The 24,755-nt window shown below is 69.3% G+C and carries 14 protein-coding genes and 1 pseudogene; 8 read left to right on the top strand and 7 right to left on the bottom strand.

All coding sequences use genetic code 11. The annotated features are described in order from the left end of the window. Positions 1-7: 7 nt before the first annotated feature. From OG714_RS22785 to OG714_RS22775, 3 genes are all read left to right on the top strand, one after another. A complete protein-coding gene (locus OG714_RS22785; RefSeq protein WP_406123585.1) occupies positions 8-1,228 on the top strand; it encodes a PLP-dependent aminotransferase family protein in 1,221 nt (406 codons plus the stop codon). A 107-nt stretch (positions 1,229-1,335) separates the two neighbouring features. Next, positions 1,336-3,240 carry an FHA domain-containing protein gene (locus OG714_RS22780; RefSeq protein ID WP_406123583.1) on the top strand — a complete coding sequence of 635 codons (1,905 nt, stop codon included), beginning with the start codon at positions 1,336-1,338 and terminating at the stop codon, positions 3,238-3,240. A 61-nt stretch (positions 3,241-3,301) separates the two neighbouring features. Then, entirely contained in the window at positions 3,302-4,126 is an 825-nt protein-coding gene (locus tag OG714_RS22775; protein WP_406123581.1) for an arylamine N-acetyltransferase, read from the top strand. Between the two features lie 24 nt (positions 4,127-4,150). Here the strand turns inward: OG714_RS22775 and OG714_RS22770 are convergent, their stop codons facing one another. Together OG714_RS22770 and OG714_RS22765 are read right to left on the bottom strand one after the other, a co-directional pair. Further along, positions 4,151-5,044: a DUF4253 domain-containing protein gene (locus OG714_RS22770; RefSeq protein ID WP_406123579.1), complete on the bottom strand. Its 894-nt coding sequence runs from the start codon at positions 5,042-5,044 to the stop codon at positions 4,151-4,153. 91 nt (positions 5,045-5,135) lie between these two features. Continuing rightward, entirely contained in the window at positions 5,136-5,729 is a 594-nt protein-coding gene (locus OG714_RS22765; RefSeq protein ID WP_406123577.1) for a TetR family transcriptional regulator, read from the bottom strand. A 132-nt stretch (positions 5,730-5,861) separates the two neighbouring features. Here OG714_RS22765 and OG714_RS22760 point away from each other — a divergent pair, with 132 nt between their 5' ends. Beyond that, the gene (locus tag OG714_RS22760) at positions 5,862-6,677 is read left to right on the top strand and encodes a class I SAM-dependent methyltransferase (RefSeq protein ID WP_406123576.1); all 816 of its coding nucleotides are present in this window, start codon (positions 5,862-5,864) and stop codon (positions 6,675-6,677) included. Here OG714_RS22760 and OG714_RS22755 read toward each other — a convergent pair. Both OG714_RS22755 and OG714_RS22750 read right to left on the bottom strand, forming a co-directional pair. Continuing rightward, positions 6,652-6,900 (bottom strand): DUF397 domain-containing protein, encoded by a 249-nt coding sequence (locus tag OG714_RS22755; protein ID WP_406123575.1) that lies wholly within the window; start codon positions 6,898-6,900, stop codon positions 6,652-6,654. The genes OG714_RS22760 and OG714_RS22755 overlap by 26 nt on opposite strands. Further along, positions 6,897-7,709 (bottom strand): Scr1 family TA system antitoxin-like transcriptional regulator, encoded by an 813-nt coding sequence (locus OG714_RS22750; RefSeq protein ID WP_406123573.1) that lies wholly within the window; start codon positions 7,707-7,709, stop codon positions 6,897-6,899. The genes OG714_RS22755 and OG714_RS22750 overlap by 4 nt, the downstream gene beginning before the upstream one ends. Before the next feature lie 122 nt (positions 7,710-7,831). Between OG714_RS22750 and OG714_RS22745 the strand changes: the two are divergent. Further along, positions 7,832-8,212: pseudogene (locus tag OG714_RS22745) on the top strand (ATP-binding protein); the annotation flags it as partial. Between the two features lie 18 nt (positions 8,213-8,230). On the opposite strand, the gene OG714_RS22740 reads toward OG714_RS22745, so the two are convergent. Further along, positions 8,231-10,186: a hypothetical protein gene (locus OG714_RS22740; RefSeq protein ID WP_406123572.1), complete on the bottom strand. Its 1,956-nt coding sequence runs from the start codon at positions 10,184-10,186 to the stop codon at positions 8,231-8,233. A gap of 157 nt (positions 10,187-10,343) precedes the next feature. Between OG714_RS22740 and OG714_RS22735 the strand changes: the two genes are divergently transcribed. After that, a complete protein-coding gene (locus tag OG714_RS22735) occupies positions 10,344-10,535 on the top strand; it encodes a hypothetical protein (RefSeq protein WP_406123571.1) in 192 nt (63 codons plus the stop codon). A 339-nt stretch (positions 10,536-10,874) separates the two neighbouring features. On the opposite strand, the gene OG714_RS22730 is transcribed toward OG714_RS22735, so the two are convergent. Further along, a complete protein-coding gene (locus OG714_RS22730; RefSeq protein ID WP_406123569.1) occupies positions 10,875-14,408 on the bottom strand; it encodes an FG-GAP-like repeat-containing protein in 3,534 nt (1,177 codons plus the stop codon). A 395-nt stretch (positions 14,409-14,803) separates the two neighbouring features. Between OG714_RS22730 and OG714_RS22725 the strand changes: the two genes are divergently transcribed. Beyond that, on the top strand, positions 14,804-22,360 hold the full coding sequence (locus tag OG714_RS22725; protein WP_406123568.1) for a ricin-type beta-trefoil lectin domain protein: 7,557 nt from the start codon (positions 14,804-14,806) through the stop codon (positions 22,358-22,360). 1 nt (position 22,361) lies between these two features. Then, complete coding sequence (locus tag OG714_RS22720) at positions 22,362-22,601, top strand: DUF2283 domain-containing protein (protein ID WP_406123566.1); 240 nt, start codon at positions 22,362-22,364, stop codon at positions 22,599-22,601. Positions 22,602-22,623: 22 nt separating this feature from the next. Here the strand turns inward: OG714_RS22720 and OG714_RS22715 are convergent, their stop codons facing one another. Next, positions 22,624-24,564: a glycosyltransferase family 2 protein gene (locus OG714_RS22715; protein WP_406123564.1), complete on the bottom strand. Its 1,941-nt coding sequence runs from the start codon at positions 24,562-24,564 to the stop codon at positions 22,624-22,626. Between the last annotated feature and the right edge of the window lie 191 nt (positions 24,565-24,755).

The raw sequence follows: 24,755 nt of genomic DNA, 5'->3' as shown, positions 1-24,755 counted from the left end.
GTCCGGCATGACCGTCATCGAGCCCGCCCCCGCCCCTGTCCCCGCCACTCTGCCGCCGCTCGCCGCGCGCACCCGTGCGATCGGGGGTTCGCCGGTGCGGGACATCCTCGCCGTCACCGCCCGCCCCGAGGTGATCAACTTCGCGGGCGGGCTCCCGGCCCCCGAACTCTTCGACACCACCGGCATCGCGGCCGCGTACCAGGCGGTCCTCACCGAGACGCCCGCGCGGGCGCTCCAGTACGCGACGACCGAGGGTGAGCCGGTGCTCCGTACCGCGCTCGCCGAGCGGACCTCGGCGCGCGGGCTGCCCACCGGCGCCGACGACCTCCTCGTCACCACCGGATCGCAGCAGGCGCTCTCGCTGCTCGCGACCGCGCTGCTGGAGCCGGGGGACGTCGTCCTCGTCGAACGACCCTGTTATCTGGCGGCACTTCAGGTCTTCGCGTTCGCCGGTGCGCGGGTGGTCGGCGTGCCCGGCGACTCCGACGGGCTGGACCCGGAGGCGCTGGACGAACTCGTCGTGCGGGAGCGTCCCAAGCTGCTCTACACCGTGCCGACCTTCCAGAACCCCACCGGCCGCACCCTGCCCGCCGACCGCCGGGCCGCCGTCGCCGCGGTCGCCGCGCGGCGCGGGCTGTGGATCGTGGAGGACGATCCCTACGGCGAACTCCGCTTCGAGGGCGAGCGGTTGCCGTGGATCGCCGCGCAGGAGGGTGCGGTGGACCGTACGGTCCTGCTCGGTTCCTTCTCCAAGGTGATGGCACCGGGGCTGCGACTCGGGTGGCTGCGCGCGCCGGCGGCCCTGCTGCGGGCCTGTGTTGTCGCCAAACAGGCCGCCGACCTGCACACCCCGACCGTCAACCAGCTTGCCGCCGCACGGTACTTGGCGGACAACGACCTGGACGCGCATGTGGCGCGGGTGGCCGGTGTGTACCGGGAGCGGCGGGACGCCATGTTCGAGGGTCTTGCCAACGTCCTTCCCGAGGAGTCCAGTTGGGAGCGTCCCGAGGGCGGCATGTTCCTGTGGGCGCGGCTCCCGGAGTCGTACGACACGACGGAACTGGTGTCTCGGGTGCTGCGGCAGGACGTGGCCTATGTGCCGGGGGCGCCCTTCTACGCCGGGGAGCCCGACCGTTCGACGATGCGGCTCTGCTTCGTGACGCAGACGCCGGGAGAGATCCGGGAGGGGCTGAGGAGGCTGGGGGAAGGGCTGGGGACAAAACCCTGAACAGCCTTGGTAACGGGTCGAGTTGACCTCTGGAACACTTGATCACGCAAGAATAGAGTCGATCGTCACAGCGCTGCTGATGTCATCACCCCCTGGAAGGAAGTGCCATGGCACCGGTGCTCGTCGGGCGCGAGGGTCTGCTGGCGGGAGAGCGCATCCCGATGGTCGACACCCGCGTCACCTTCGGACGCAACGCGGGGAACACGGTCGTCATCGCGAGCCCGAGCGTCTCCCGCTTCCACGCGGAGATCGTCTTCGACCAGGACGCGGGATACGTACTGAGCGACCTCGGCAGCAGCAACGGCACACAGGTCAACGGGGACGAGGTGGAGTCCCGGCTGCTCCAGCCCGGCGACGAGATCACCATCGGGGACCAGGAGTTCCGCTTCGAGGTCGCCGACGCCATGCAGACCCTGATGGCGCTCAACCTGCCCCGCTCCGTGACCCACCCGGAGGAGAGCGACGAGGGGACCCTGCTGCGCGTCACCGTCGTGGGCGGGGGTCCCGTCGGGCTGTCCATGGCGCTGCTGCTGGAGCACTTCCTGGGCGCCCAGGTGAAGGTCACCGTCTACGAGGGCAGGTGGCGCAGGGACGGTCGTACCGTCGTCTGGAAGAGCGAGGCGGAGGGCAACGTACGGCGCCAGCAGGTGGTGACCGTGCAGAGTCGGCAGTACCTCGCGTGGCCGCAGTACGTGCAGGAGCGGCTCTTCGACCCCGAGCACTTCACCGAGATGTGGCCGTCCGGCCCGGACTCGATCGGCGACCACCACCCGCGCAACATGCGGATCGCCTACATCGAGGACAGGCTGCTGGAGCTGGCGAACGAGAAGCGGGGCCGAATACGGCTCATCCCGGCCAAGTTCGACCCGGCGGAACAGCGCGACGAACTCGCCTCGCAGCATGTGCTCGCCATCTGTGACGGCGGGCGGTCGCGCACCCGGGAGCACTTCGCGGCGCGGTTCGGCAAGGCCGACGAGTCCATCTACTCCCTCGACGGCGTCCATCTGCGGGACGTGGTCCTCGGGCTGCGGGTGAAGTCGGAGCTGCCCGACCCCATGGCGATCCTGCTGACGGTCGCTCAGAACCGGTTCCTGCTCAACTCGTTGCGCGGCGAGGGCTTCCTCAACATGCGGCTCACCGACACCGAGTTGGGGGAGGTCATCGGCATCGACCCGGTCCGCCGGGTCTTCGAGGAGTGCATCGCCTCCCGGCCCTGCCTGATGAACCGCGACGACCACGGCGACTTCCAGTGCGCCACCCACGGCACGCTGTTCCTGCCCGCGCTCATCAAGGGCTCCCCCCTGTGGAAGCGGGTGCACGAGGGCCTACGGCTCTTCGACGTCTCGGACCAGGACCTGAGCGCGGTCACTAGTTTCCGCCTGGACATGGTGCAACGCCCGCGCTTCTCCGCCGAGTTGCTGCCCCCGACCGTCAACTCGCCCGGCACGTACGGCTTCCTGCTCGGCGACGCGGCCAACGCGATCCACTTCTGGCCGGGCCGGGGCCTCAACAGCGGTCTGGCGTCCGCGATCTCACTGGCCCGCTCCCTCAACAGCGCCTGGAACGGGCGCCCTTTCCGGGACGCCGACTTCCTCCGGCACGAAGCGGCCATGTCGATGCTCCAGTACCGGCACAAGAGCCGCGCCTGGAAGGCGATGGTCACCACCGACGACCAGGGCGTCACCTGGGCCATCAAGGACATCATCGACCACGGCATCGACGGCATCGCGGAGGAGCCCGACCGCGAGGCGGACACGGCCACTCTGCTGGCACGCATGGCGGCGATCCGCGACCGGCTCGCGCCCCGCTTGGAGGGCATGCCGGACGACGAGGCGATCCTGGAACGCCTCCAGACCCTGGAGTCGCGGACCCTGCGCATGCTCGTCCTCAGCGGCGCGTGGGACACCCTCACGATGGGCGGCGAGGAGGTCGACATCGACATCTTCTACGGCCAGGACTCGACGGCCGCGGCAGCGGCGGTGGAGGCGTTGGAGCCGGTGACACAGCAGTGACCGGGGTGCGCCCGGTGATTCCGTAGCGAGTTCGCGCGGGGTGTTTCCGTAGGGTGGAGACATGTCCGACAGCGATGCCTTCGACCTGGGCCAGTACCTCACGCACATTGGCTGGGAGGGGGAGCGGCGGCCCGACGCGGGGACGCTGCGGGGCGTGCACCTCGCGCACATGCGGGGCATCCCGTTCGAGAACCTGGACGCGCTCCGGCGTACGGCTCCCTCGCTCGAACTGCCGGACCTGATGGCCAAGTTGGTGCACAGCCGGCGCGGTGGCTACTGCTACGAGCACAACACGCTGCTCGCCACCGCGCTGCGGGCGCTGGGCTTCGGGGTCACGTTGCTGACGGCGCGGGTGGTCGTGGGCGCGGACCGGATCGAGAGCCGCCCGCGCACCCATATGGCGCTGCTGGTGGAGGTACCGGGCGATCCGCGGCCGTACCTGGCCGACGTCGGGTTCGGGGCGATCGGCGGGCTGCTGGAGCCGGTACCGGTGGTGGTGGGCGAGGAGTTCGAGGGTGCCGGGCGCCGCCATCGCCTGGTCCGGGTGCCGCACCGGGGACCGCTGGAACTCCTGACCCTCCAGGCGTACGGCGACGGCTCCTGGCAGCCGCAGTACGCCTTCACGCTGGAGCCCTTCGAGCACGTGGACTTCGAGGTCATCAACTGGCACATCGCCACGAACCCGCGCTCCCCCTTCACCAAGGGCCTCTTCGTCCAGCGCGTCACCCCCGACCGCCATCTCCTGCTCCACGGACGCGTGTTGACCGAGACGGGGTCCGACGGAGCGGTGAGCGAGCGGGAGTTGACGGACGAGGGGGAGGTGCGGCGGGTGCTGGACGAGGAGTTCGGGATCGAGGCGCCGGAGGGGATGAAGCTGCTCAGCTGATCCGGGCCGTGTGTGCCGGGCGGGTCAGTCCCACCAGAAGGACCACGCCTGCTGGTTGAGCACCTCGTGCTGGGCGTACGCGCGCAGGGTCTCGTGACGGCCCTGGGTGATGTTGTCGGAGCAGAAGGCGAAGTGCTCGGCGGCTACGGCCTCGGCCTCCTCCTGGGTCGCAGGCGGGGCCGCGACCGACAGCACCAACTGGTCGGACGTGAGCGCCACGACCCGTATCCCGAAGCGGTCCTCCCAGGAGCGCAGGACGGCACAGAGCCGGGCCACGTCCCCCTCGTAGTTGATCTGCCCGGTCCAGCCGATCGCCGCCGGGATGTCGGCGCTGCGGCGGGCCGGGACGAGGGCGAGGTGCGGTTCCTTGAGCCAAGAGCCGCTGCCCGCAAGGGAGTCGGCGAGCTCCGCGGCCCGCGCGTCCGGATCGGCGACCAGGGTGAGCGGTTCGGCGAGGCCGGGCCACTCGGGACCGTACGGCGCGATCGTCTCGTCGTACGTGGCCTGCTCGCCGAAGTTCTCGACCACGGCCTCGGCGAAGGAGTCCGTGCCGGGACGGTTGGCGTCCGGGGCGAGTTCGTCCGCCGCGTACTCCTCCCAGAACTCCTCCAGGACCTCTTCGGCGTCGTGATCCCCGGGGTACGACGCCTCGTCGGGCAGCAAGTGCCATTCGTCCAGGGCGCCTTCGTCGCCACCCAGGTCCAACAGCACGGGGAGCAGCCCGGCGGCCCGGCGTGCGGGCTGGAGCGCAGCGTAGCCACCGGGCCTCGCCGGCTCGTCCGCACACCACAACAACGGTTCGTCCGCCGGGCCTTCGGCGGTCACGTCGATCAGACTCCCGGCGGGGAGTTCAAGCCCGAGCGAGCTGCCGCTCGGGTCGGCCGCCAGCATCGGCAGCGGGTTGGGAAGGGTCGCCATGCCGAAAACTGTAGAGGCGGCCACTGACAACGGGTCCCGGCCCCTGCCCCTCCCCCTGCCCCTGTTCCGCCCCACACACCTCGCCGACGGCCTACGCCTCCCGCAGTACGCCCGCGACGACCGCCGTCACCGTCCGGCGGACCGTCTCGCGTTCCGGGGGTCCCGCCTCCCGGTCGGCGAACAGCAGGTGCCCGGCGCCGAGGAGGGTGGGGGCGAGGACGGCGACGTCGGCGTCGGGGGCGAGGCGGCCGAAGTCGTGTTCTGTGGTGAGGTATTCGGCGAGCATCGCCGACGCCTCGTTCATGACCGGGATGCCGGTCGAGCCGGCCGCGCGCAGCCGCGCCCGCAGCTCGTCCCGCGAGATCACGAGGCCCACGATCGCGACCCCGACCGGGTCGAACACGTCGATCAGCGCGTCGGTGAGGTGATCGACGACCGAGCCCGTGCCGACAGCGGTACGCAAGGTCTCGGCACGGGTGTCGAGCCGCCCGACGCGGTCGAGCACGAGGGCGACGAGGAAGGCGTCGAAGTCGGCGAAGTGGCGGTGCAGGACGCCCTTCGCGCAGCCCGCCTCCGCTGTCACGGCCCTGCTGGTCAGCGCGTTCGGCCCGTCCCGCACGAGGATCCGCTTGGCGGCGTCGAAGAGCTGTCGGCGGGGGTCCTGCATAGCCACGCCTGTGGGCATATCGGGGTCCGTTTCCTTGTGCCGGGACAGCCAGTGAGCATCATGTCGAGACAGCGAGTGGGCGTCATGTCGGGACAGTTAGTGGGCGCCTGCCCATTGACGAGTGGGCGCCTGCCCATTCAAAGTGGGCGCATGGTCACTTTACCGTCTTCCGCAGGTCAGCCCCATGGGCGCCGGGACATCGCCGAATCCTTCGGCACGGACGCCGAGCGCTACGACCGGGCCCGCCCGCGCTACCCGGACGCCCTGATCGAGCGCATCGCCGCCGACCAGGGCACCGCCGTCCTCGACGTCGGCTGCGGCACCGGAATCGCCGCGAGGCAGCTCCGGGCGGCCGGATGTCAGGTGCTCGGTGTGGAACCGGACGCCAGGATGGCCGACCTCGCACGGCGCTTCGGCGTCGAGGTCGAGGTGTCCACCTTCGAGCAATGGGAGCCGCGGGGGCGGGAGTTCGACGCGGTCGTCGCCGGGACGGCCTGGCACTGGGTCGACCCCGTCGCCGGAGCGGAGAAGGCGGCGCGGGTGCTGCGGCCGGGAGGCATCCTGGCCCCCTTCTGGAACGTCGGCCAACTCCCGCCGGACCTCGCCGAGGTCGTCGCCGACGCGTGTGAAAGCGCCCTGCCCGACGTCCCGTTCGACCTCCGGGCCGCTGTCACGCGGTCGGCCGTCGAGGGGTACCAGACGCTGCTCGACAGGGCGGCGGACGGGATGCGGGCGGCGGGCGGGCGGTTCGGGGAGCCCGAACAGTGGCGCTACGACTGGGAGTTCACGTACACCCGGGACGCCTGGCTGGACGTCATGCCGACGCAGGGCACGTTCACGAACTTCCCGGCGGAACGGCTCGCGCCGGTGCTGGAAGCGGTGGGTGCCGCGATCGACGAGCGGGGCGGGTCCTTCGTGATGCCCTACGCGACGCTGGCGGTCACCGGGAGGCGCAGCCGGCGGTGAACGCGGCCCAGGCGGTGGGGGTGAGTTGGAGGGTGGGGCCGTCCGCTTCCGGGTTCTTGGAGTCGCGGATGTGGATGGTGTGGGGGCAGGTGGCTACCTCTACGCACTGGCCGCCCTCGTCGCTGCTGTACGTGGACTTCCGCCAGGCATAGGCCACTTCGAGGCACTGGCCGCCCTCGCTGCTGCTGTAGCTCGACTTGAACCACTGAAGTCCGGTGCTCATTGATCTCCTAGCAGACGGTCCAGCAGGCTTCGTGAGTCCTCGATGGTGAGTGCCTGCGTTCGCAGCATCGCATATTTACGGGTCAGGATGGACACCTCATCCGGGTCCGAGACCCACTGGCTGCCGCGTTGGGACTCTGTGTAGGCGAGGTGCTGGTGGTCAGGTGTCTCCAGCAGGGTGAAAGGGCCAGCGTCTCCAGCATTCGAGGTTCGATTCAGCGGAAGGATCTGGAAGGACAGGCCCGGGAGTTCGGAGTACTCGCGCAGTGCGCGCAGTTGGTCGCGGTGCGTCTCGGGACCCCCGTTGGGCCACAGCAGTGCGGGCTCCCAGACCACGAAGCTCATCGTCGGCGGCACCTTGCGGTGCATGATCTCCTGGCGGCTGATACGGCCGGTGAGCTTCGTCTCCAACTCGTCTTCGTCGTACGCCGGAAGACGACTGCTCAGCAGCGCGCGGGCGTACGCCTCGGTCTGAAGCAGGCCGGGGACGACCAGCGCGTCGTACCAGGACAGGGAGATGGCCTCCCGCTCGTGCAGCATGTACTCCTCGGCGTAGAGCGGGAATTGGTCGATCTCGGGGAGGTTGTCGACGCCCGCCTCGAACGTCCCCTTCGTGTCGAGGATCCTGTCCAGCGACTTCGCCAGCGGGGGCATCAGCCGGCGCCTGCCCTGCTCGACCGACGCGATGGTCTCCTCGTCGACCAACGCCCGCTCGGCGAGCTGGCGTTGCGTCAACCCGGCGGCCATCCGGGCCGCTTTCACCTGTGCGCCCAGCAGCCGCATCGTCGAGCGGTTCTTCTTGGAGTTCATGCTGTGGTGCTCCCCACATCCACCCGTTCCGGACCCCGCACGAACCCGTACTCCGCCCGTACAAAAAGGAGTCCAGGGCTCACGCCCTGTCAACACTAGTGACGCTACGCAACTCTTGTCCCGTGAACCTGAGTGAGAAGTTCTTCCGGCGCGAACGCCGGTCCGTTCCCGCCGCGAGGCAGTTCGCTCACGCGTACCTGGCTGAATGGGGACTCGCGGGGACCGAGCGCGGTGCCGATGTGCTGGTGTGCGTCAGCGAGTTGGCGACCAACGCGCTGGTGCACGGGGTGCCGCCGGGGCGTCAGTTCCGGCTGTTGCTGCGGTGCGATGGGTATTCGTTGCGGGTCGAGGTGCACGACAGCGGGGGTGGTGTGCCGCGTGTGGACACCCACCCTCGCGACACCGACGAGGGTGGGCGCGGACTGCTGCTGGTCGCCGCGCTGGCCGACAAGTGGGGGGTGGGGGAACGGGACTTCGGGAAGGTGGTGTGGGCGGAGTTCGCGTGCGAGGACGGTTGGTCCTCAGGCCCCGGTCCCGGGGTGGCTGATGAAGTCCGGGGTGAGCAGGTCTCGGTAGGGGGCGAAGATCCGCTCCGGGGAGAGTTGGTGCTCGGCGAGTCCGCGGGCGATCATGTCGAGGCTCGCCAGTGACTCCCGGCGGATGAGCTGAGGCATCACTGCCGAGGCCAGTTCCCGAGCGGCACGGTCGAGGGGCGGTGGCCACTCCTGGTACAGGGCCGCTACAGCGTCAGCCAGCTCCTTCGACTCGCCGTGGTAGACGCCCGGCAGCCTCTCGTCGAGATCCAGGTGGGGCAGCTTGGTCCACAGATGCAGCAGCAACTCGGTCTGGGCGAACGGGGGCTGGGGCAGTGCGTCGATGAGCAGCATGCCGAAGTCGTGGCTGTTCTTCTCGCTGCCCGCGTCCCTCAGTTCGTCGACCAGGGCGAGGATCTTCTCGGTCGGCCACTCGCGGACGACGGCCCGGATCACGAGGTTGTTGTGCGCACTCGGGTAGTAGCCCTGGCCGACTTGCTCCCGCAGGTAGTCCGTGACATCCGCCCGCGGTCGTCGGACGAACGCGATGATTCCCGATCGCACCACCCTCGGCAGGTTGGCACCGACATCGGCCAGTTGCGCGGTCAGGGCCAGTACATCGCTCGGCGTGCGCTGCACCACCGCTGCCAGCAGCATCTGCGCACCCTGCTCCGCCCGCCATGTGGGGCCGCGCGTCATGGTCAGTGCCAAGACCAGCCACGCGAGTTCCTCTGGCGGCAAGGAGAGTGCCAGCGTGGACCGCAGCCGTACGGAACCCTCGGCCCATCCATGCACCAGGAGCCGGTCCGCCAGCAGCATGACCTCCTGTGACTGACGTTTCCGTACGAGCGCTTCGAAAGACGGATCCGCCGGGTCCCGCGTGGCCAGCAGCGAGACCGCCGTCTCCTCGGCCCAGGTGAACACGCCCGTCGGCACCTCGCCCAATGTGTCCCACCACCGCGGGGGGTTGTCCATGTCGTCCGTGCTGGTGGGGCCATTGTCCGCGTTGTCCGCGGTGGACAACGGGAGGGTCTCGGCACCGTCGTCCAGATCGGCCACGGCACCGCGCAGACGGTCCGCGATCGTCCGGCTGACCGCCTCGGCCCGGTCGAGGGCTGCGTCCACGTCGTCGCCGTAGCCACTCTGCGGGGCGGCTTCCTCCACACCCGGCCCCGGAAGCTGTGCGGTCCCCCGCTCGCGGCGGATCTCCCGGGTTCGGGTCATGGCCTCCGCGAGGAGGGCGGTGGCCAGTTGGCGATCACGGTCCGTACGTGCCAGCCGTGCGCTGGTGCGGTCGTGTCGTTCGATCGTGCGGGTCAGTTCCGAGTCGATGCTCCGGAGACGCGGCAGATCGGGAGGGACCGCCGCCATGGTCAACTCCCGTTCCCGGCTGAGGTGTTCCACCTCGCCGGCGAGTACGACCACCCAGACGGACAGGACGGAGGCGAGGGCGGTGGCGTCACGCAGCGCCAGCTCGGACTGGTGCCGGACCCGGTTGAGGGAATCCAACTGGCCGTTCTTGAGCCGGAGTTCCTCGTACAACTCGATCGTTCTCGCCTGGGCGGCCACTGCGACATTCCTGCTGACCGGGTCCTTCTCCCGCGTCAGGTCGAGCACCGGAGTGCGCCGGTTCTCCGCTCTCGCCAGCAAGTTGAGGCCCTCGGCAAGCAGACGGGCGCGGCTCGGCCGTAGTTCGGGCGCGTCCGTGCACGCCTCGACGACCGCCGTGACGAACCCGGCGTCGAGCTTGGCCCCCGCCAGACGTTCACTGATCGCGGACTTGTTCAGCCCGGTCACGCCCGTCTCGACCAGTGCCTGAACCGTCATACCCGCGGCCTCCACACGCTTCCGCAGGAACGTGGCGAGGGCCGTGTACTCCTCCGTGTCCGCCCGCACCGGGCCGAACTTCCGGCCCGGCCGACCGGACGACTGCTGCTCGACCATCTGTCTCCTGGTTCCGATGGTCCATATGTCCATGGACAAAGGGCATTGTCCGGCAAGGCAGGGCCCGTGGTCAGGCGCTTCCGCATCGCAGTTGAGGACAAATTGCCTTGCTGCGCACGCTGCTCGCAGCCCACCCACGGAGAAGCGAGGAACAACCATGCCCGCGCCCAAACGCCCCCGCACACACACCCGCACCCTCGACCTGCTCGCGTTCGTCGCCGTCCTGACAACCGGCGTCGTCCTGCTGCTCATCGGCGTACCGCCGGACTCCCTGGCGATCGTCGTCGTCGCCATGGGCGGCCTGTACGGAGCGTGGCTGGGCGTCGGACGGGGCGGGCGGGAGGGGTGAGTCCGGTACGTACTGAACAGCGCCCAACGGAACCGTGAACTCCTCAAACCGGGGCACAACTCTCCACCGGTGCCGGCACCGGCACCGGCCAGGCCGCCAACTCGGCCCTGCTGATGTTGGGTTCGGGCAACGACAAGGCGGTCGACACTGGCAAGGTCGACGGCAACGAGATCGACGGCGACAACGGCAACGGCAAGCTGTACGGCGGCCCGGGCCGGGGACAAGCTCTCGGGCGGGGCGGGCCGGAACGTCGTACACCAGGACTGAGCGGACAGGACCGAGCGGCGGGTTCTCACCACCTGCCCGGTGAGAACCCGCCGCTTCGTCGATCCGCCCCGGTCAGCCGAACGCCACCTTGCCCGTCCAGTTGCCGACCACCGTCGTATAGGCGCCGATCGCCGTCTTGCCGCCGGCGTAGAGGCGGACGCTGCCGTCGCTCATGTGGGCCCAGAGGTCGGGGACCGAGTCGCCGGTGACGTCCGGGATGGCGAAGAAGCGGGGTACGGCGGTGGCGGTCCAGCCGCTGGCCGCGTACTCGGTGTCGGCGCCGCCCGAGCCCGCCGCGGAGTTGGCGAGGGAGAGGATGTCGACGCCGGTGCCCGCCGCGTTGGCCTTGCCCTTGCGCAGGATCAGCCGGCCGGAGTCGGTGGTGCGGTAGAGCATGTCGGCGATGCCGTCGCCGCTGATGTCGGAGACCGCGACCACGTCACGGGTCGTCCAGGCGCTGCCGGTGTTCAGGAGCGTGGCAGTGGCGAACGAGCCGCCGGTGTAGCCGGTGAACACCCAGTACTGGGTGCCGGAGGTCATGAAGAGTTCCGGTCGGCCGTCGCCCGTGATGTCCCCGGCGGCCAGGATCTGGTCGAACGCGGACGCGGCCGGGACGGTGACGCTCGCCCCGTCGAAGTCGGTGCCCTTGTCCGGCAGCAGGATCGGCATCCTGGCGCAGGTGTTGAAGCCGCCGAAGCCGTCGCCCGGGTAGACGTAGAGCGTGCCGTCGTTCATGCGGGCGACGAGGTCCTGGAGGCCGTCACCGGGGTAGTAGTCGCCCCCGTGTGTGATGAGCGCGTCCTTCCAGTTCACGGTGGCGGTCGTGCAGCCGTCGGCGTAGGCGGTGTTCTTGGTGGTCTCGCCGTAGGACGGGTTCATGCCGACGAACAGGTCGCCCTTGCTGCCCGAGGGGTAGTCGCGCAGGTCGTAGTGGGTGACACCGTCGTCGTCCGTGGACGTGCCGATGGTCAGCAGGTCGGGCTTGTCGTCGCCGGTGAGGTCGGCCGCGGCCTCGTCGCGGTCCTTGGGGCTGACGAAGATCTTGTACGCGTTCGGGGTCACCGACTCGTTGCCCGCCGAGTCGACGGCCTTGACGTAGAGGATCGCCGGTCCGGCGAGCGGCGGGGTGACGGAGACCACCGACGTGTAGGAGTTGCCGGTGATCACGTCGCCCGACTTGGTGGTGCAGCTGTTCAGGTCGCTGAGCTTGGTCGACTTGTCGTACGCCGTGCTGTTCCAGCTGTACGCGTACGAAGTGACCTTGTCCCACGGTGTGTTGAAGAACCTCATGCATCCGGACTGGCCGAAGGTGGCTTTCGACCACTGGTCCTCGCCGCTGTCGTTGTCGTCGTCCGCGCCGTCGAAGTCCGAGGAGGTCACGATCGGGGTCTTCGGAGCGACCGTGTCGAGCTTGAAGTAGCAGGTGTAACTGGTCGGGGACTGCGCCGGATAGTCGTCCTTGACGTACATGTTCCAGTGGTACGTACCGTCCTTGAGGCCGCTGCTGTCGAAGACGACGCTGGCCGTGGTCTTTCCGGAGGCGCTCGCCTCACGGTTGTAGTACGTGCCCGTCGTGTCGTTCTGCAGGTACAGGTGCACGACGTCCAGGTCGTCCTTGCCGTCCGGGTCCGAGACGGACGCGGAGAACGTGATCTGGTCGTTGGCGCCGATGGTGACGTAGGGCGCGCCGGTCGTGCACTTGCCCGGGCTCATCTTGAGCTTGGTGGGCTTGTTCGGCTTGGTGTTGTAGGTGACGTCGACGTTGGGACCCGCGTTGTCGTTCGTCGCCTGGAACTTCTTCCAGGCGTACTGCTCGTCCTCGTCGGTGGCCCGCACGCCCAGCGTCCAGTGGTTCAGGCTGTTGTCGGCCGCGTACTTGGCGGCCTCCTTCACGTCGAAGACCGTGTTCCCGGCCGCACAGCTCTTCTTGTAGCCCTTGGCGTACGACTTGGTGTCCTGGCGGGTGTTCCAGCTGGGCTGCGTCTTCCAGCTGGTCTTCTTGTCGATGTCACCGGTGCGCCAGACCTGCACCTCCTTCTTGGTGCAGGACCAGGAGTACGTCTCCTTCATGTTGAGCGTGGCCTCCTTGATGGAGGTCGTGCGCACCGCGTTCGGCCAGGCCATGGTGAAGAAGGAACGGCTGGTGCCGAAGGTGTCCGACTCGTAGCCGGCGCGGGCCTCGTTGGTGCCCTTGTTGAAGCCGCGCCCGTTGAAGAAGGTGGCGTCCGCCCAGCTGCCGCGCTTGTAGGCGGTGGTCCAGTTGCCCGCGTCGGTGTTGGTGCTGGGGTCGATGAAGACGGGGTACGTGGTGCCCGACCCGGTCAGCAGGTCCTGGTCCGGGGTGATGGTGATCGTGCCGTCGGCAGCCAGCTCCGGGTCCATGCGGGAGCTGTGGGTGCCGGGCTGGGGGCCGTTCAGGCCCGGGAACTCGCCGTCGATGGCGGTGGTCCGGGGGGTGACCACGGCGTCCTCGTCGCCCGCGGGCTGGGTCGCGACCGGGTCTGCGGAAGCGGTCGCCGGGCTCGCGGTCGCGTCGCCGTCGGTCTTCGTGGTCGCGGTGGGCGCGGCGGACGCCGTACCGAAGTCGGTGTCCGCGTTCTGGTCGTCGGCGCCGCGGTCGCGGGCGGCGTCGTCGGAGTCCGCGGGCTCCGGCGCCTCGCTCGCGGTGTCCGTGGCGGCCGGGGTCGGGTCTGGGTCGTCCGCGCCGCCGTCCCCGTGGCTGAGGTTGTCGGTGGTGGCTTCCTTGCCGGCCGAGTCCCACATCAGGAGGGTCGGCGTGGCCGCCACGTCGTTGCCGTCGGCGTCGTAGGCGTGGATGGAGCCGCTGCGCGAGTCCAGCCTCATCGTCAGGTCCGGGGAGGACAGGCCGTACGAGATGGTCCTCAGCGCCGGATTCGCCGCCGCCTGGGCCGACTTGACGACCAGGACCTCGGAGAAGCCGCCGTCGTTCGCCGCGAGGACGAGGTCGACGCCGGGCAGCACCTCGCGGTACAGGGCCTCGTTGCTCTCGACCTCGGGGGCGGGGAGGGTGCCGGGCCAGGTGAGGTCGATCGTGTGGCCGGCGGTGGTGAGGGTGACGAGGGTGGTGGCGGTGCCTGCGGCGGTTTCCGTGGTGGCGTTCGCGCGGTAGGCCGCCGGATGTACGTAACTCGCCTTGTCCGCGGTCGACTTGTGCTTGGTCCCGCTGTTCTTGCTGCCGCCCGAGAACACCACCGGCGTCGTCGTGGCCTTCGTGGTCCAGTCGCCGTCGGCCGTGCGGCGCAGCGTCGGGTCGATGGCCCGCCAGGTGCCGTCGACCTTGGTGCGCACCGGTGAGACATGGATGCGGGTGGTCAGCGTGTGGTCGGGGTCGGCCCAGGTGGTGGTCGTCGCGGTGCGGGCCGTGACGATCTCGACGCGCTTGCCGGAACTCCTGGCCAGGGCGCGTGCCTCGGTCTCCGTGCGGGGGTGGGGTTTCGCGCCGCCGCTCTTCGCCGTGGAGCCGCCGGTGTCGTGGTCCGGGAGCAGCACCCAGGCGGTCCCGGCGGCCAGGATCAGCGCCAACAGCCCGGCGAGCAGGCGTGTTTGACGTGGGCTCAGCCTGTGCGGCCAAGAAGCGGAGGACACCGAACCGTTTCCCCTCTGACGGTGGCGACATGACGTGCCCGCATGCGGACGGCCCTCCGCCGGCTCACCCGGTGGTCGGTGCCGGGGTGTGGGGAGGACGTGCAGATCATGGAGCGCCGGTGTGCGCCGGGCAAGCCCCTTTCCTTCGGATACGGTCAGCGGAATGTCACCTTCCGGGTGCAACGCCCGTTATTCCGCCCGGAGTTGGGTTGTCTTGTCATGCTCTGGTCAGTGATCAAGCCCACATAAAGTCAAATGATCTAGCGCCGGCGGCAAAGAACGGCCAATAATCCGGGCTGTTTTCCTCCTTCTTTTCTCCATCGCCTCTTCCTTTTCTCCATCGCGTCTTCACGGCCGAGGTGACTGCCCGGCCGGGCTCACCGGGGGGTCCTTCCGTGTTCCGTCGCTCACGTCCGAGCGCGCATCCGCGCCGCAGAGCCTGGCGCCGCAGAGCCGTGCCCGGTGTCGTCCTGCTGCTGTCCCTCGCGCTGTCGGTCGGGGCCCTGGAGGGCCAGGCCTTCGCCGAACCGCCGCCGGACGACGACGTCGCCGCGATGGTGGACGTGCCCGCCACCGACCCGGTGGACGGCGCCGACCAGTCCCTGTCCGGGTACGCCCGCCAGTACGCGATCGACCCGGCCCAGGACGACACCGACCCGCCGGACGGCAGCACCGCGATACCGGCCGCCGGTCCCGACGGCACCGCCGACATCACCCCGGAGAAGCTCGCCGCCGCCGAGGACGGCCTGGTCCAGATCGACGGCGGAGTGCCGGTGAAGATCGGCGCCGCCTCCGACGACACGACCCAACAGCCCGTCGGAACCTGGGCGGTTGACGTCCTGAGCCAGACCGACACCGCGGCCGCCGGGGTCAACGGCCTGCTCATGCAGGTCACCACCAGCGACACCACCCCGGCCCCGGCCCGCCTCCAGGTCGACTACACCGACTTCAAGAACTACTTCGGCGCCCAGTGGTCCGACCGGCTCCAACTGGTCCGCTACCCCGAGTGCTTCCTCACCGACCCGGACAACGAGGAGTGCGCCACCCCCGAGCCGCTGGACAACTCGGCCGACCTGCGCGCCGACACCACGACCACGGACACCGACGGCAACGAGACCACCGACCTGGGCGCCACCAAGGTCGAGGCCACCGTCGACCTGTCCACCCCGATGGACGCCGACACCGCGACCGGCACCACCACCGCCGACGCGACCGCCGCCCTGGACAAGGGCAGCACGCAGTCGGCGGTCTACCACGGCTCCGCCACGCAGGCCGTCACCGCCGCCGCCACTTCCGGGGCCGGCGGCGTCCTCGGAGTGACCGACTCCGGCAACGGCGCCGGCGGCTCCTTCCGGGCCACCCCCCTTTCCTCGGCGGGCAGTTGGGACGCCGGATCGTCCTCGGGCGGCTTCGCGTACTCGTACGCCGTCGACACCCCGCCGGTCTCCGCGGGGCCCACGCCGAGCATCGCCTTCTCGTACAACTCCCAGGCGGTGGACGGCAAGACGTCCACCGCCAACCCGCAGACCTCCTGGATCGGCGAGGGCTGGTCCTACGACACCGGGCACATCGAGCGCTCGTACCGGGGCTGCGGCCAGGACCAGGACGGCGACGACGCCAACAACAAGGGCAAGAAAAAGAAGACCGGCGACCTGTGCTGGGCCTCCTCGAACGCGGTGATGTCCCTCGGCGGCACCACCGTCGAACTGGTCCGGGACGACACCCGCGGCGAATGGCACCCGCGCTCCGACGACGGCACCAAGGTCGAGCACAAGACGGGCGCCGACAACGGCGACGGCGGCGACACCGACGACAAGGGCGAGTACTGGATCGCCACCACCCGCGACGGCACCAGGTACTACTTCGGCCTGGACAAGGTCGGCAACGGCCACGCGGACACCGACTCCGTCTCCACCGTCCCCGTCTTCGGCAACGACCCGAAGGAACCGTGCCACGCGGACGCCTTCAAGAACTCCTCCTGCACCCAGGCCTGGTCCTGGCAGCTCGACGAGGTCGTCGACCTCCACGGCAACGCCATGGTGATCAACTACCAGCAGGAGGACAACTACTACGCCAAGAACAAGTCGACCAAGACCAACGTCAAGTACCAGCGCGGTTCCTACCCGCTGAGCATCGAGTACGGCCTGAACAAGGACGACCTGGGCGCGGTCCCCGCGGCCAAGGTGCAGTTCCAGACCGACGAGCGCTGCCTCGCCGCGTCCGCCAGCAAGTGCGACGCCGACAACTTCACGTCGGGCGACCCGGGGAAGTACCGCGTCTGGTACGACACCCCGGCCACCCTCAACTGCAAGTCGGACACCGCCAAGCAGTGCCCGACGTTCCCCTCCTTCTGGACCCGCAAGCGCCTGGAGAAGGTCGTCACCTGGGCTCACCGGGACGGCACCGGCACCCTGTACCCGATCGACGAGTGGACCCTCAACCACGCCTTCAACTCCGGCTGGTACCAGACCTCACCCGGCCTGTGGCTGTCCTCCGTCCAGCACGGCGCCTACGACACCGACACCACCGACCCGGACGACGCCCCCGGCCAGAACCTGCCGGCCGTCGTCTTCGACGGCACCGCCCTGCCCAACCGGGTCCGCGCCAACAGCGACGACATCGAGCTGACGTACTGGCACCCGCGGATCACCGGGATCACGGACGAGAACGGCAAGAAGACGGTCGTCGACTACAACAAGGGCTGCACCTACGCCCCGGCGACCACCGACATCTCCGACAACACGGCCGCCTGCTACCCCGTGCACTGGTCGCCCGACGAGAGCCTCGACAACCCGCCGCTGGCCTGGTTCAACAAGTACACCGTCGCCCGCGTGACCGAGCAGGACACGGTCGTCACCACGACCGCGCTCGCCTCACCCGACATCGTCACCACCTACGCCTACGGGGGCGGCGGCTACTGGGCCAAGACCGACGCCGAGTTCACCAAGCCCTCGCAGCGCACCCACAGCGACTGGCGCGGCTACGCCTGGGTCACCACCAGGGTCGGCGACCCCGGCGGCCCCGCCGCCACCCGCTCCAGGACGACCACGTACTACCTGCGCGGCTCCGGCTCCACCCTCAAGGACGACACCGGCGCCACCCTGTCCTCCGACGACGCCGACGAGAACGCGGGCCAGGCCGCCGAGACCGTCACCTACGTCTCCGACGAGAGCGCGGCGGCGGCACACAGCCGGGTGATCACCCTGCCCGGCGCCGGCACGGTCACCGCCACCCGCAAGCGCACCGGCGACAGCGACCTCGTGGCGAAACGGACGTACGTCAAGCGCGTCGACGACCTGACCGCCTACAACGGCAAGTGGCGCGGCACCCGCACCACCACCGCCATGGACGACGACGGCCTGCCGAAGCTGAGCGAGGTCGCGGTCGTCACCCTGGCGAGCCCCGGCGACACCACGCCCACGGTCGGCGACACCACCTGCACCCTCACCACCTTCGACAACAGGGCGTCCGCGAACCTCTACGGCCTGCCCAAGCGCGCGCTGACCACCGCGACCGACTGCGACGACGTGTCGAGCGCGGCCACCGCCGCGGTCGTCTCCGACGTCACCACCGGCTACAACGACGCCGGCGACGCCACCAGCGAGAAGTCCCTCGACGGCGAAGGCACCGGCACGATCACCGGCTCCCTCACCGACTACGACGTCTACGGCCGCGCCAACAAGGTCACCGACGCCGGCAAGAACGTCACCAGGACCGCCTACAACCCCGGCAGCAGCCCGTACGTCATCACCGGCACCACCATCACCAACGCCAAGCAGCAGGCGACGATCACCACGATCGACCCGGCCCGCGGTCTGACCAAGCTCACCGCCGACCCCAACGGCAACAAGATCCGGTACGAGTACGACCTCCTCGGCCGCCTGGTCAAGGGCTGGCGACCCGGCGACGCCGACGCCCTGCCCTCCACCCAGATCAGCTACGCGCTGGGCACCCGCACCCCGACCCGGGTCACCACCAAGAGCCTGAAGGACAACGGGAGTTACACCCAGTCCGTCACCTTCTACGACGGCATGGGCCGCACCGTGCAGACCCAGGCACCGGACGCCACCGGCCTCGGCCGCCTGGTCACCTCGGTCCGCTACGACGACCACGGCGCCCCCGTCCGCACCGACAACGGCTACTACGTCCTCGGCCTGCCGACCACCACGCCGTACATCCCCACCAGCCAGCAGCCGATCCCCAACTCGACCAGGGCCACCTACGACGGCCTCGGCCGCCCGCTCACGTCGACGACCCTGCACCACAACGCGGACTTCACCACCGCCACCAACACCTACAGCGACACCGACGCCTCCGTCACCTACGTCCCGCCCACCGGCGCCACCGCCACGAAGGCCATCGGCGACGCCCTGGGCCGCGAGGTCAAGGCGATCACGTACACCAACGCCGACCGCAGCGCGAACACCTACACCGAGACCAGCTACGACGCGCTCGGCAACCGCACCCAGGTCAAGGACAAGGCGGGCCACCTCTGGACCTGGACGTACGACTCGCGGCACCGCGTGCGCCTCAGCAGCGACCCGGACTCCGGCACCAGCCAGACCTGGTACGACGACGCCGACCACGTCATCCAGACCAAGGACGCCACCGGCAAGGTCCTGCACTACGGCTACGACCCGCTCGGCCGCAAGAGCACCCTCACCGTCGGCTCCGACACGTTCCCCACCGACGAGTGGACCTACGACACGGCGGCCAAGGGCATCGGCCTGCCCGCCAAGTCCATCCGTCACACCGTGCCGGGCTCGACCACCGGTGACATCGTCAGCGAGGCCACCGGCTACACCGAGGACGGGCAGCTGACCGGCAAGACGGTCACGGTGCCGGCGGTCAGCGGCTCCACCGACAACCTCTCTGGCTCGTACCACTGGTCGTACACCTACACCCGCACCGGCAAGCCGCTCACCACCACACTCCCCGCCACCCCCGGCGGCATGACCACGGCCGAGAAGGTCATCACCCGCTACAACACCCAGGATCTGCCCGTCTCCACCTCCGGCTGGGACTGGTACACCACCGGCGCGGTCTACAACCCGTACGGCCAGATCACCCGCTCCACCAGCGGCAAGAACCCCTACCGGGTGTGGACCAGCGCCCTCTACGACGACTCCACCGGCCTGCTGCTCCACTCGTACGCGGCCACCCAGACGGCGAACGGCCTGGTCTCCCAGACGGCCTACGCCTACGACCGGGCCGGCAACACCAGCCTGGTGGCGACGGGTTCGACCGCGTCGGCCACGACCACCTGGGACAACCAGTGCTACACCTACGACGCCCGCGGCCAGCTCGTCGAGGCCTGGACCGGCGCGACGGCGAAGTCCTGCACGGACTCCTCGGGCACGACCTGGAAGGCGTCGGACTCCTCGGCGACCGCCTCGGGTCCGGTGGGCGGTACCCCGTCCACCTCGACGATCGCCACGGGCACGGCGGCCTACGGCAGCCTCCCGTACTGGCAGTCGTACCGCTACGACGACCTCGGCAACCGCTCCACCCTCACCGACCACAGCACCCAGCGCACCTCCGCCGGCGCCCTCAACACCGCGCTGGACGGCTCGACTTCGTACGCCTACGGGGACCCCGGCCAGCCGGACACCCTGACGGGCTGGACGCAGAAGACGGTCACGGCGGCGGACTCCGGCACGAAGACCGTCACCGAGGCGAACACCGCGACGTTCGACGACTCCGGCCGCACCGACACCCGCACCATCAACGGCGACACCCAGTCCTTCAAGTACGACGGTGAAGGCCTGCTGAAGTCCGTCTCCGGATTCGGTGCCGGATCGGGCGCGATCACCGGACCCGGCGGACTGTGCATGGACGACGGCGGCGGCCACACCGCCGACGGAACCGTCATCCAGATCTACACCTGCAACGGCACGGCCGGGCAGCGGTTCAGCACGAGCGGCGGCAAGCTCACGGTCCTGGGCAAGTGCGCCACGGCATCGGGAACGACGACCGGCTCGACGATCACGCTGAAGACCTGCGTGCCGGACGCCACCACCCAGTCCTTCACGCTCCGCACGGACGGCACCTTCTACAACACCGCCTCGAAGCTCTGCCTGAGCGTGCCGGGCGCCACCGTCAGCGCCGACCTGACCCTGGCCGCGTGCACGGCGAGCGCCGACACCCAGAAGTTCACCCTCGCCGCGAGCACGTCGTACCTCTACGACGCGGACGGCACCCGGATCGCGAAGACGACCGGCGGCTGGACCACCCTCTACCTCGGCGAGACCGAGGTCATGGGCTCCCAGACCTCCACCGCCACCCGGGCGATGCGCAACTACGCCCAGGCCGGCGCCCCCACGGTCGTCCGCTACACCTCCAGCGCCACCAGCGCACACACCCTGGTCGCCCAGGTCACCAACACCCAGGGCACGGCCACCGTCCAGATCAGACTGGCCTCCGGAATGGCGGTCCAGAACCGGTCCTACGACGCCTGGGGCAACCTGCGCGGTGACCAGGAGACGTCGCTGACGGGCTGGGCGGGCTCCCGCACGTACATCGGGGGCGCGGACGAGTCCAGCACGGGCCTGATCCACCTGGGCGCGCGGGACTACGACCCTGTCACCGGGCGCTTCACGTCACTCGACCCGGTGATGGACTTCTCCGACCTGCTCCAACTGGGCGGTTATGCCTACGCGGACAACAGCCCGGTGACGAAGGAGGACCCCAACGGCCAGTTCTGGGGCTGGTCCCAGGTCAAGCACGCGGCCTGGTCCGCCACCAAGACGGTCGCGCACGTGGCGTACGAGTACTCGGGCCTCGCCGACATCGTCAGCTGCGCCACCCACCCCGCACTCGGCTCCTGCCTGATGGCGGCCGCCACCATCATCATCACCGTCGCGACCTTCGGCGAGGGCGGAGTGGCCCTGGCCGCCGCACGCGGCGGAATGCGCTTCGGCGGCGGAGTGCTGGCGCGGGGCGCGGAACAGGCGGCGGTGAAGACGGCCGAAAAGACGGCTGTCAAAACCGCGACCAAGGCCGTCGAGAAGAAGGTGGTGAAGACGGCCGAGGAAAAGGCGGCCAAGGCGGTAGAGAAGAAGGCCGCGGCGAAGGCGACGGAGAAATCCGCCGCGAAGACGGCCGAGAAGGACGCCGGCAAGGCGTCCGACGCGGGCGAGGACGCCGTCGAATCAGGCGGCAAGTGCAACAGCTTCACGCCCAACACCCGGGTCCTGCTGGCGAATGGCAAGACCAAGGCGATCAAGGACCTGCGCCCCGGCGACAAGGTGAGATCGACCGACCCGGTCCTCGGCACGACGGCCGGTCGCGCGGTCACCGCCACGATCGAAGGCCAAGGCACCAAGCACCTCGTCCGCCTGACCCTGACCAACGGCAAGTCCCTCACCGCCACCGACGGCCACCCGATCTGGCTCCCGAAGGACCACCGCTGGGCGAAGGCGAGAGAACTGCGGTCGGGGAACTGGCTGCAGACGTCGGCCGGGACGTACGTCCAGGTCAAGGCGGTACGGGCGTGGACGCAGACGGCGACGGTCGACAACCTGACGGTTGCCGGGACGCATACGTACTATGCGGTGGCGGGGGCCATTCCGGTCCTGGTCCACAACTGCGACGACGCGACGCACGCAGACGACTGCTACTGCGACTACGGGGATACGCCCAAGCCGCGCGCGGACGCACTGAGCGATGACATCTGGGATGCCGCCGAGGAGGCCGAGTCCGGCCTTGCCGGTGAGACGGGCCACTCCGTGCAGCGAGCAGCCCAGCGTGGTGTCTCGGACGAGCAAATAGAATCCGCTCTCTCGCGGGAGCCGTTCCAGTACTACCATGAAGGCCAATACAAGTCGGGATACTACGACCCGGGCACAAAGGTCTTCGTGGGTAAAACGATCGATGGCAATATCAATACGGTGATAGAGGACGTCGAGGCCGCCTATATTGCCCGACTGAAATCAGCGAAGGGGCCAAACTGATATGGCGGATGTGCGGGTTACGTATGACCCGGTGGTCAATGCGGCCTATGTCTACTTCACGGAGCCGCAGGTGACCGTCCCGTCCGCGCACACGTATCCGTGCGATCCGATCGATGTGGACGGGATGATCAATTTGGATTTCGATGCGGATGGGCGACTCATCGGCATCGAGATCCTGGCGGCCGACACAAAGCTTCCCCGATACATGCTGGAGGGCGCGGAGCGTCTGGAGCGGCCCTGAACCGACCACGCCGGATCCGGTCCTAGCGGCCCAACTTCCCCCGCACCCGCCGCACTTGACGGTTGTCCGCCACCGAGTCGAGGAACCGCCGCCCGCTCCCGGCCTCGTACGCCGGACCCTCCAGCCGTAGCACCGCGCCGTCGCGGACGACCGCGTACGCGAGCGGGCCGGCCGTCTTCGGGAGGGTGACCGGGTGGCGGCCGGTGGGGAGCTTCAGGCGGGCGGGGAGGCGGAGTTGGGCCGTGGTGGTGCCGGTGTCTGTGTTGGTATCGGGGGTGGGGAGCAGCTCGGCGTTCACCGCGAGTGTCGCCACGGTGACCTTCACGCGGACCGGGGTGGCGTCCGGTGTCGACGCGATGTACGGCAGGGGGAGTGAACTTCCCTCGCCCCGCCCGGAGTTGACCGCGGCGACCGCGGCCGTGTCGGGGCCCAGCTTGCGTTGGCGCTGGTCGAGGTCGAGGGCGAGCTGGCCCTTCACCGTCCAGTACGGCAGCGCGAGGCGGCCACCGGTGAGCGCCGGGCCCGCCGCCGGGCCGTCGCCCGTCACGCGCACCATCCGGTCCACGCCCAGCAGTTGGACGTACGCCCACACGTCGTGCACCCCCCGCTCCAGCGGACGGCCACCCGCCAGCCGCTCGGGGTCCAGGGACAGTTGACCAGTGGCGATCACCTGCGAACGGCCGTCCCCGAGGGGCTTCAGCCGTACCTCCAGGTCGCCCTCCGGGTACCACCAGTCCTCGCGATCCCGGTCCTTCACCACCAGCTCCGCGTACGCCAGCCGGAAGGGGTCGGGGACCTCCCAGCCGTCCTCCGTGCCCGGTACGCCGGACAGCAACTCCGGGTCCAGGTACTGCTTTCCGTCCCGTTCGACGAGGACGAGGGGCTCGCCGTCGCCGCGCAGCAGGTCCAGCGTTACGTCGGCCACCAGGCGGCCGCCCTCCCATCGGAGGCCGCCGATCTCGCTGCGGGGCTTGATCTCGCGGATGCGCTCCGCGAGGGTCACCGCGCCGTCGAAGTCGCCGGCTTCCAGCAGGGTGGCGCGCAGGCGGGAGACGGCGGGCAGGCCTTCGCGTACGGCCGCGGGGAACTCCGTCAGGGCCAGCTCCCGGGCCGCCTCGAAACGCTGCCGCTGCTCGGCAGGGTCCTCGCGGAGGATCTCGGGTTCGCGGGTGCGGGAGAGGATCTCCACGTGGTAGTTGCGGTGCAGCAGCCGGTTCTGGAGTGCGTCGAGGTCGTCCGAGGGGGTGGTGCCGTCCTTGATCTGGCGGACGATCGTGCGGACATTGGGCCAGAACCCGAACCGGGGATTGAACCGGTGCTGGGTGTTGTTGCCGCCGTCATCCCGCTTCATCCAGTAATAGACGGGATAGTCGGCGAGAACCGAGATGCGCTCCGCCTTCAGATAGGCGGCGCCGACGAACAACATGTCCTCGAAGAACCACGGTCCTTCGGGGAACTGGAGGCCGTGCTTCTCGACGAACGCCCGCCGGAACATCTTGTGCGGCGTCATGCTCTGCATCAGCTCGTCGTTCTCGATGGTGCAGGCATCCACCGTGTGCCGGAACAGCCGTCGGGGGCGCACCATCGTGCTGGACATTTTGCCGAGGACGACGTCCGCGTCGTTCCGCTTCGCGTGCTCGTACAGCCGCTCCAGGGCCTCGGGCCCGAGCGTGTCGTCGTGGTCGACGAATTGGATGTACTCGCCCTTTGCGTGCTTCATCCCGAGATTGCGCGGCGCGCCCGGCCAGCCCGAGTTGGGGCGGGTATGCACCTGGACGTTCGGGTGTGCGCCGGCGAGCTTCTCCAGCCGGACCAGCGTGTCGTCGGTCGAGCCGTCGTCGACGTAGACCACTTCGTACTCGTCGGCGGGCAGGCTCTGCCCGAGCAGTGAGGGCGCGCACTCGTCGATGTACTTCCCGGTGTTGTACACGGGAACGATCACGCTGACTTTGACTCTCGACATTCCCCGGACCCTTATTCGGCTGATAAATAAAGGCCGAAGTTAATTTGCGCAGGGAAAGTCACTTCGCGGCCTCATGAACTTACCACGACCTTACCGTATCCGTCATGTGCGAATTTGGTGAAGTGCCGGTTGATTGGCTTGGCTTGAGGTGTGGACGGTCGGAAGTTTTGTACGCATTGGTAACTGAAAGA

This window comes from Streptomyces sp. NBC_00989, from assembly GCF_045162655.1.
Lineage (GTDB): Bacteria > Actinomycetota > Actinomycetes > Streptomycetales > Streptomycetaceae > Streptomyces.
This window is presented reverse-complemented; position numbering and strand designations above follow the sequence as displayed.

What these genes read in the sequence shown, in the direction of transcription:
- OG714_RS22770 (WP_406123579.1), bottom strand. Translation starts at nt 5,044, where the DNA reads ATGGCGACCCTTCCCAACCCGCTGCCGATGCTGGCGGCCGACCCGAGC.
- OG714_RS22720 (WP_406123566.1), top strand. Translation starts at nt 22,362, where the DNA reads ATGGCGGATGTGCGGGTTACGTATGACCCGGTGGTCAATGCGGCCTAT.
- OG714_RS22765 (WP_406123577.1), bottom strand. Translation starts at nt 5,729, where the DNA reads ATGCCCACAGGCGTGGCTATGCAGGACCCCCGCCGACAGCTCTTCGAC.
- OG714_RS22760 (WP_406123576.1), top strand. Translation starts at nt 5,862, where the DNA reads ATGGTCACTTTACCGTCTTCCGCAGGTCAGCCCCATGGGCGCCGGGAC.
- OG714_RS22780 (WP_406123583.1), top strand. Translation starts at nt 1,336, where the DNA reads ATGGCACCGGTGCTCGTCGGGCGCGAGGGTCTGCTGGCGGGAGAGCGC.
- OG714_RS22785 (WP_406123585.1), top strand. Translation starts at nt 8, where the DNA reads ATGACCGTCATCGAGCCCGCCCCCGCCCCTGTCCCCGCCACTCTGCCG.
- OG714_RS22740 (WP_406123572.1), bottom strand. Translation starts at nt 10,186, where the DNA reads ATGGTCGAGCAGCAGTCGTCCGGTCGGCCGGGCCGGAAGTTCGGCCCG.
- OG714_RS22750 (WP_406123573.1), bottom strand. Translation starts at nt 7,709, where the DNA reads ATGAACTCCAAGAAGAACCGCTCGACGATGCGGCTGCTGGGCGCACAG.
- OG714_RS22715 (WP_406123564.1), bottom strand. Translation starts at nt 24,564, where the DNA reads ATGTCGAGAGTCAAAGTCAGCGTGATCGTTCCCGTGTACAACACCGGG.
- OG714_RS22755 (WP_406123575.1), bottom strand. Translation starts at nt 6,900, where the DNA reads ATGAGCACCGGACTTCAGTGGTTCAAGTCGAGCTACAGCAGCAGCGAG.
- OG714_RS22735 (WP_406123571.1), top strand. Translation starts at nt 10,344, where the DNA reads ATGCCCGCGCCCAAACGCCCCCGCACACACACCCGCACCCTCGACCTG.
- OG714_RS22775 (WP_406123581.1), top strand. Translation starts at nt 3,302, where the DNA reads ATGTCCGACAGCGATGCCTTCGACCTGGGCCAGTACCTCACGCACATT.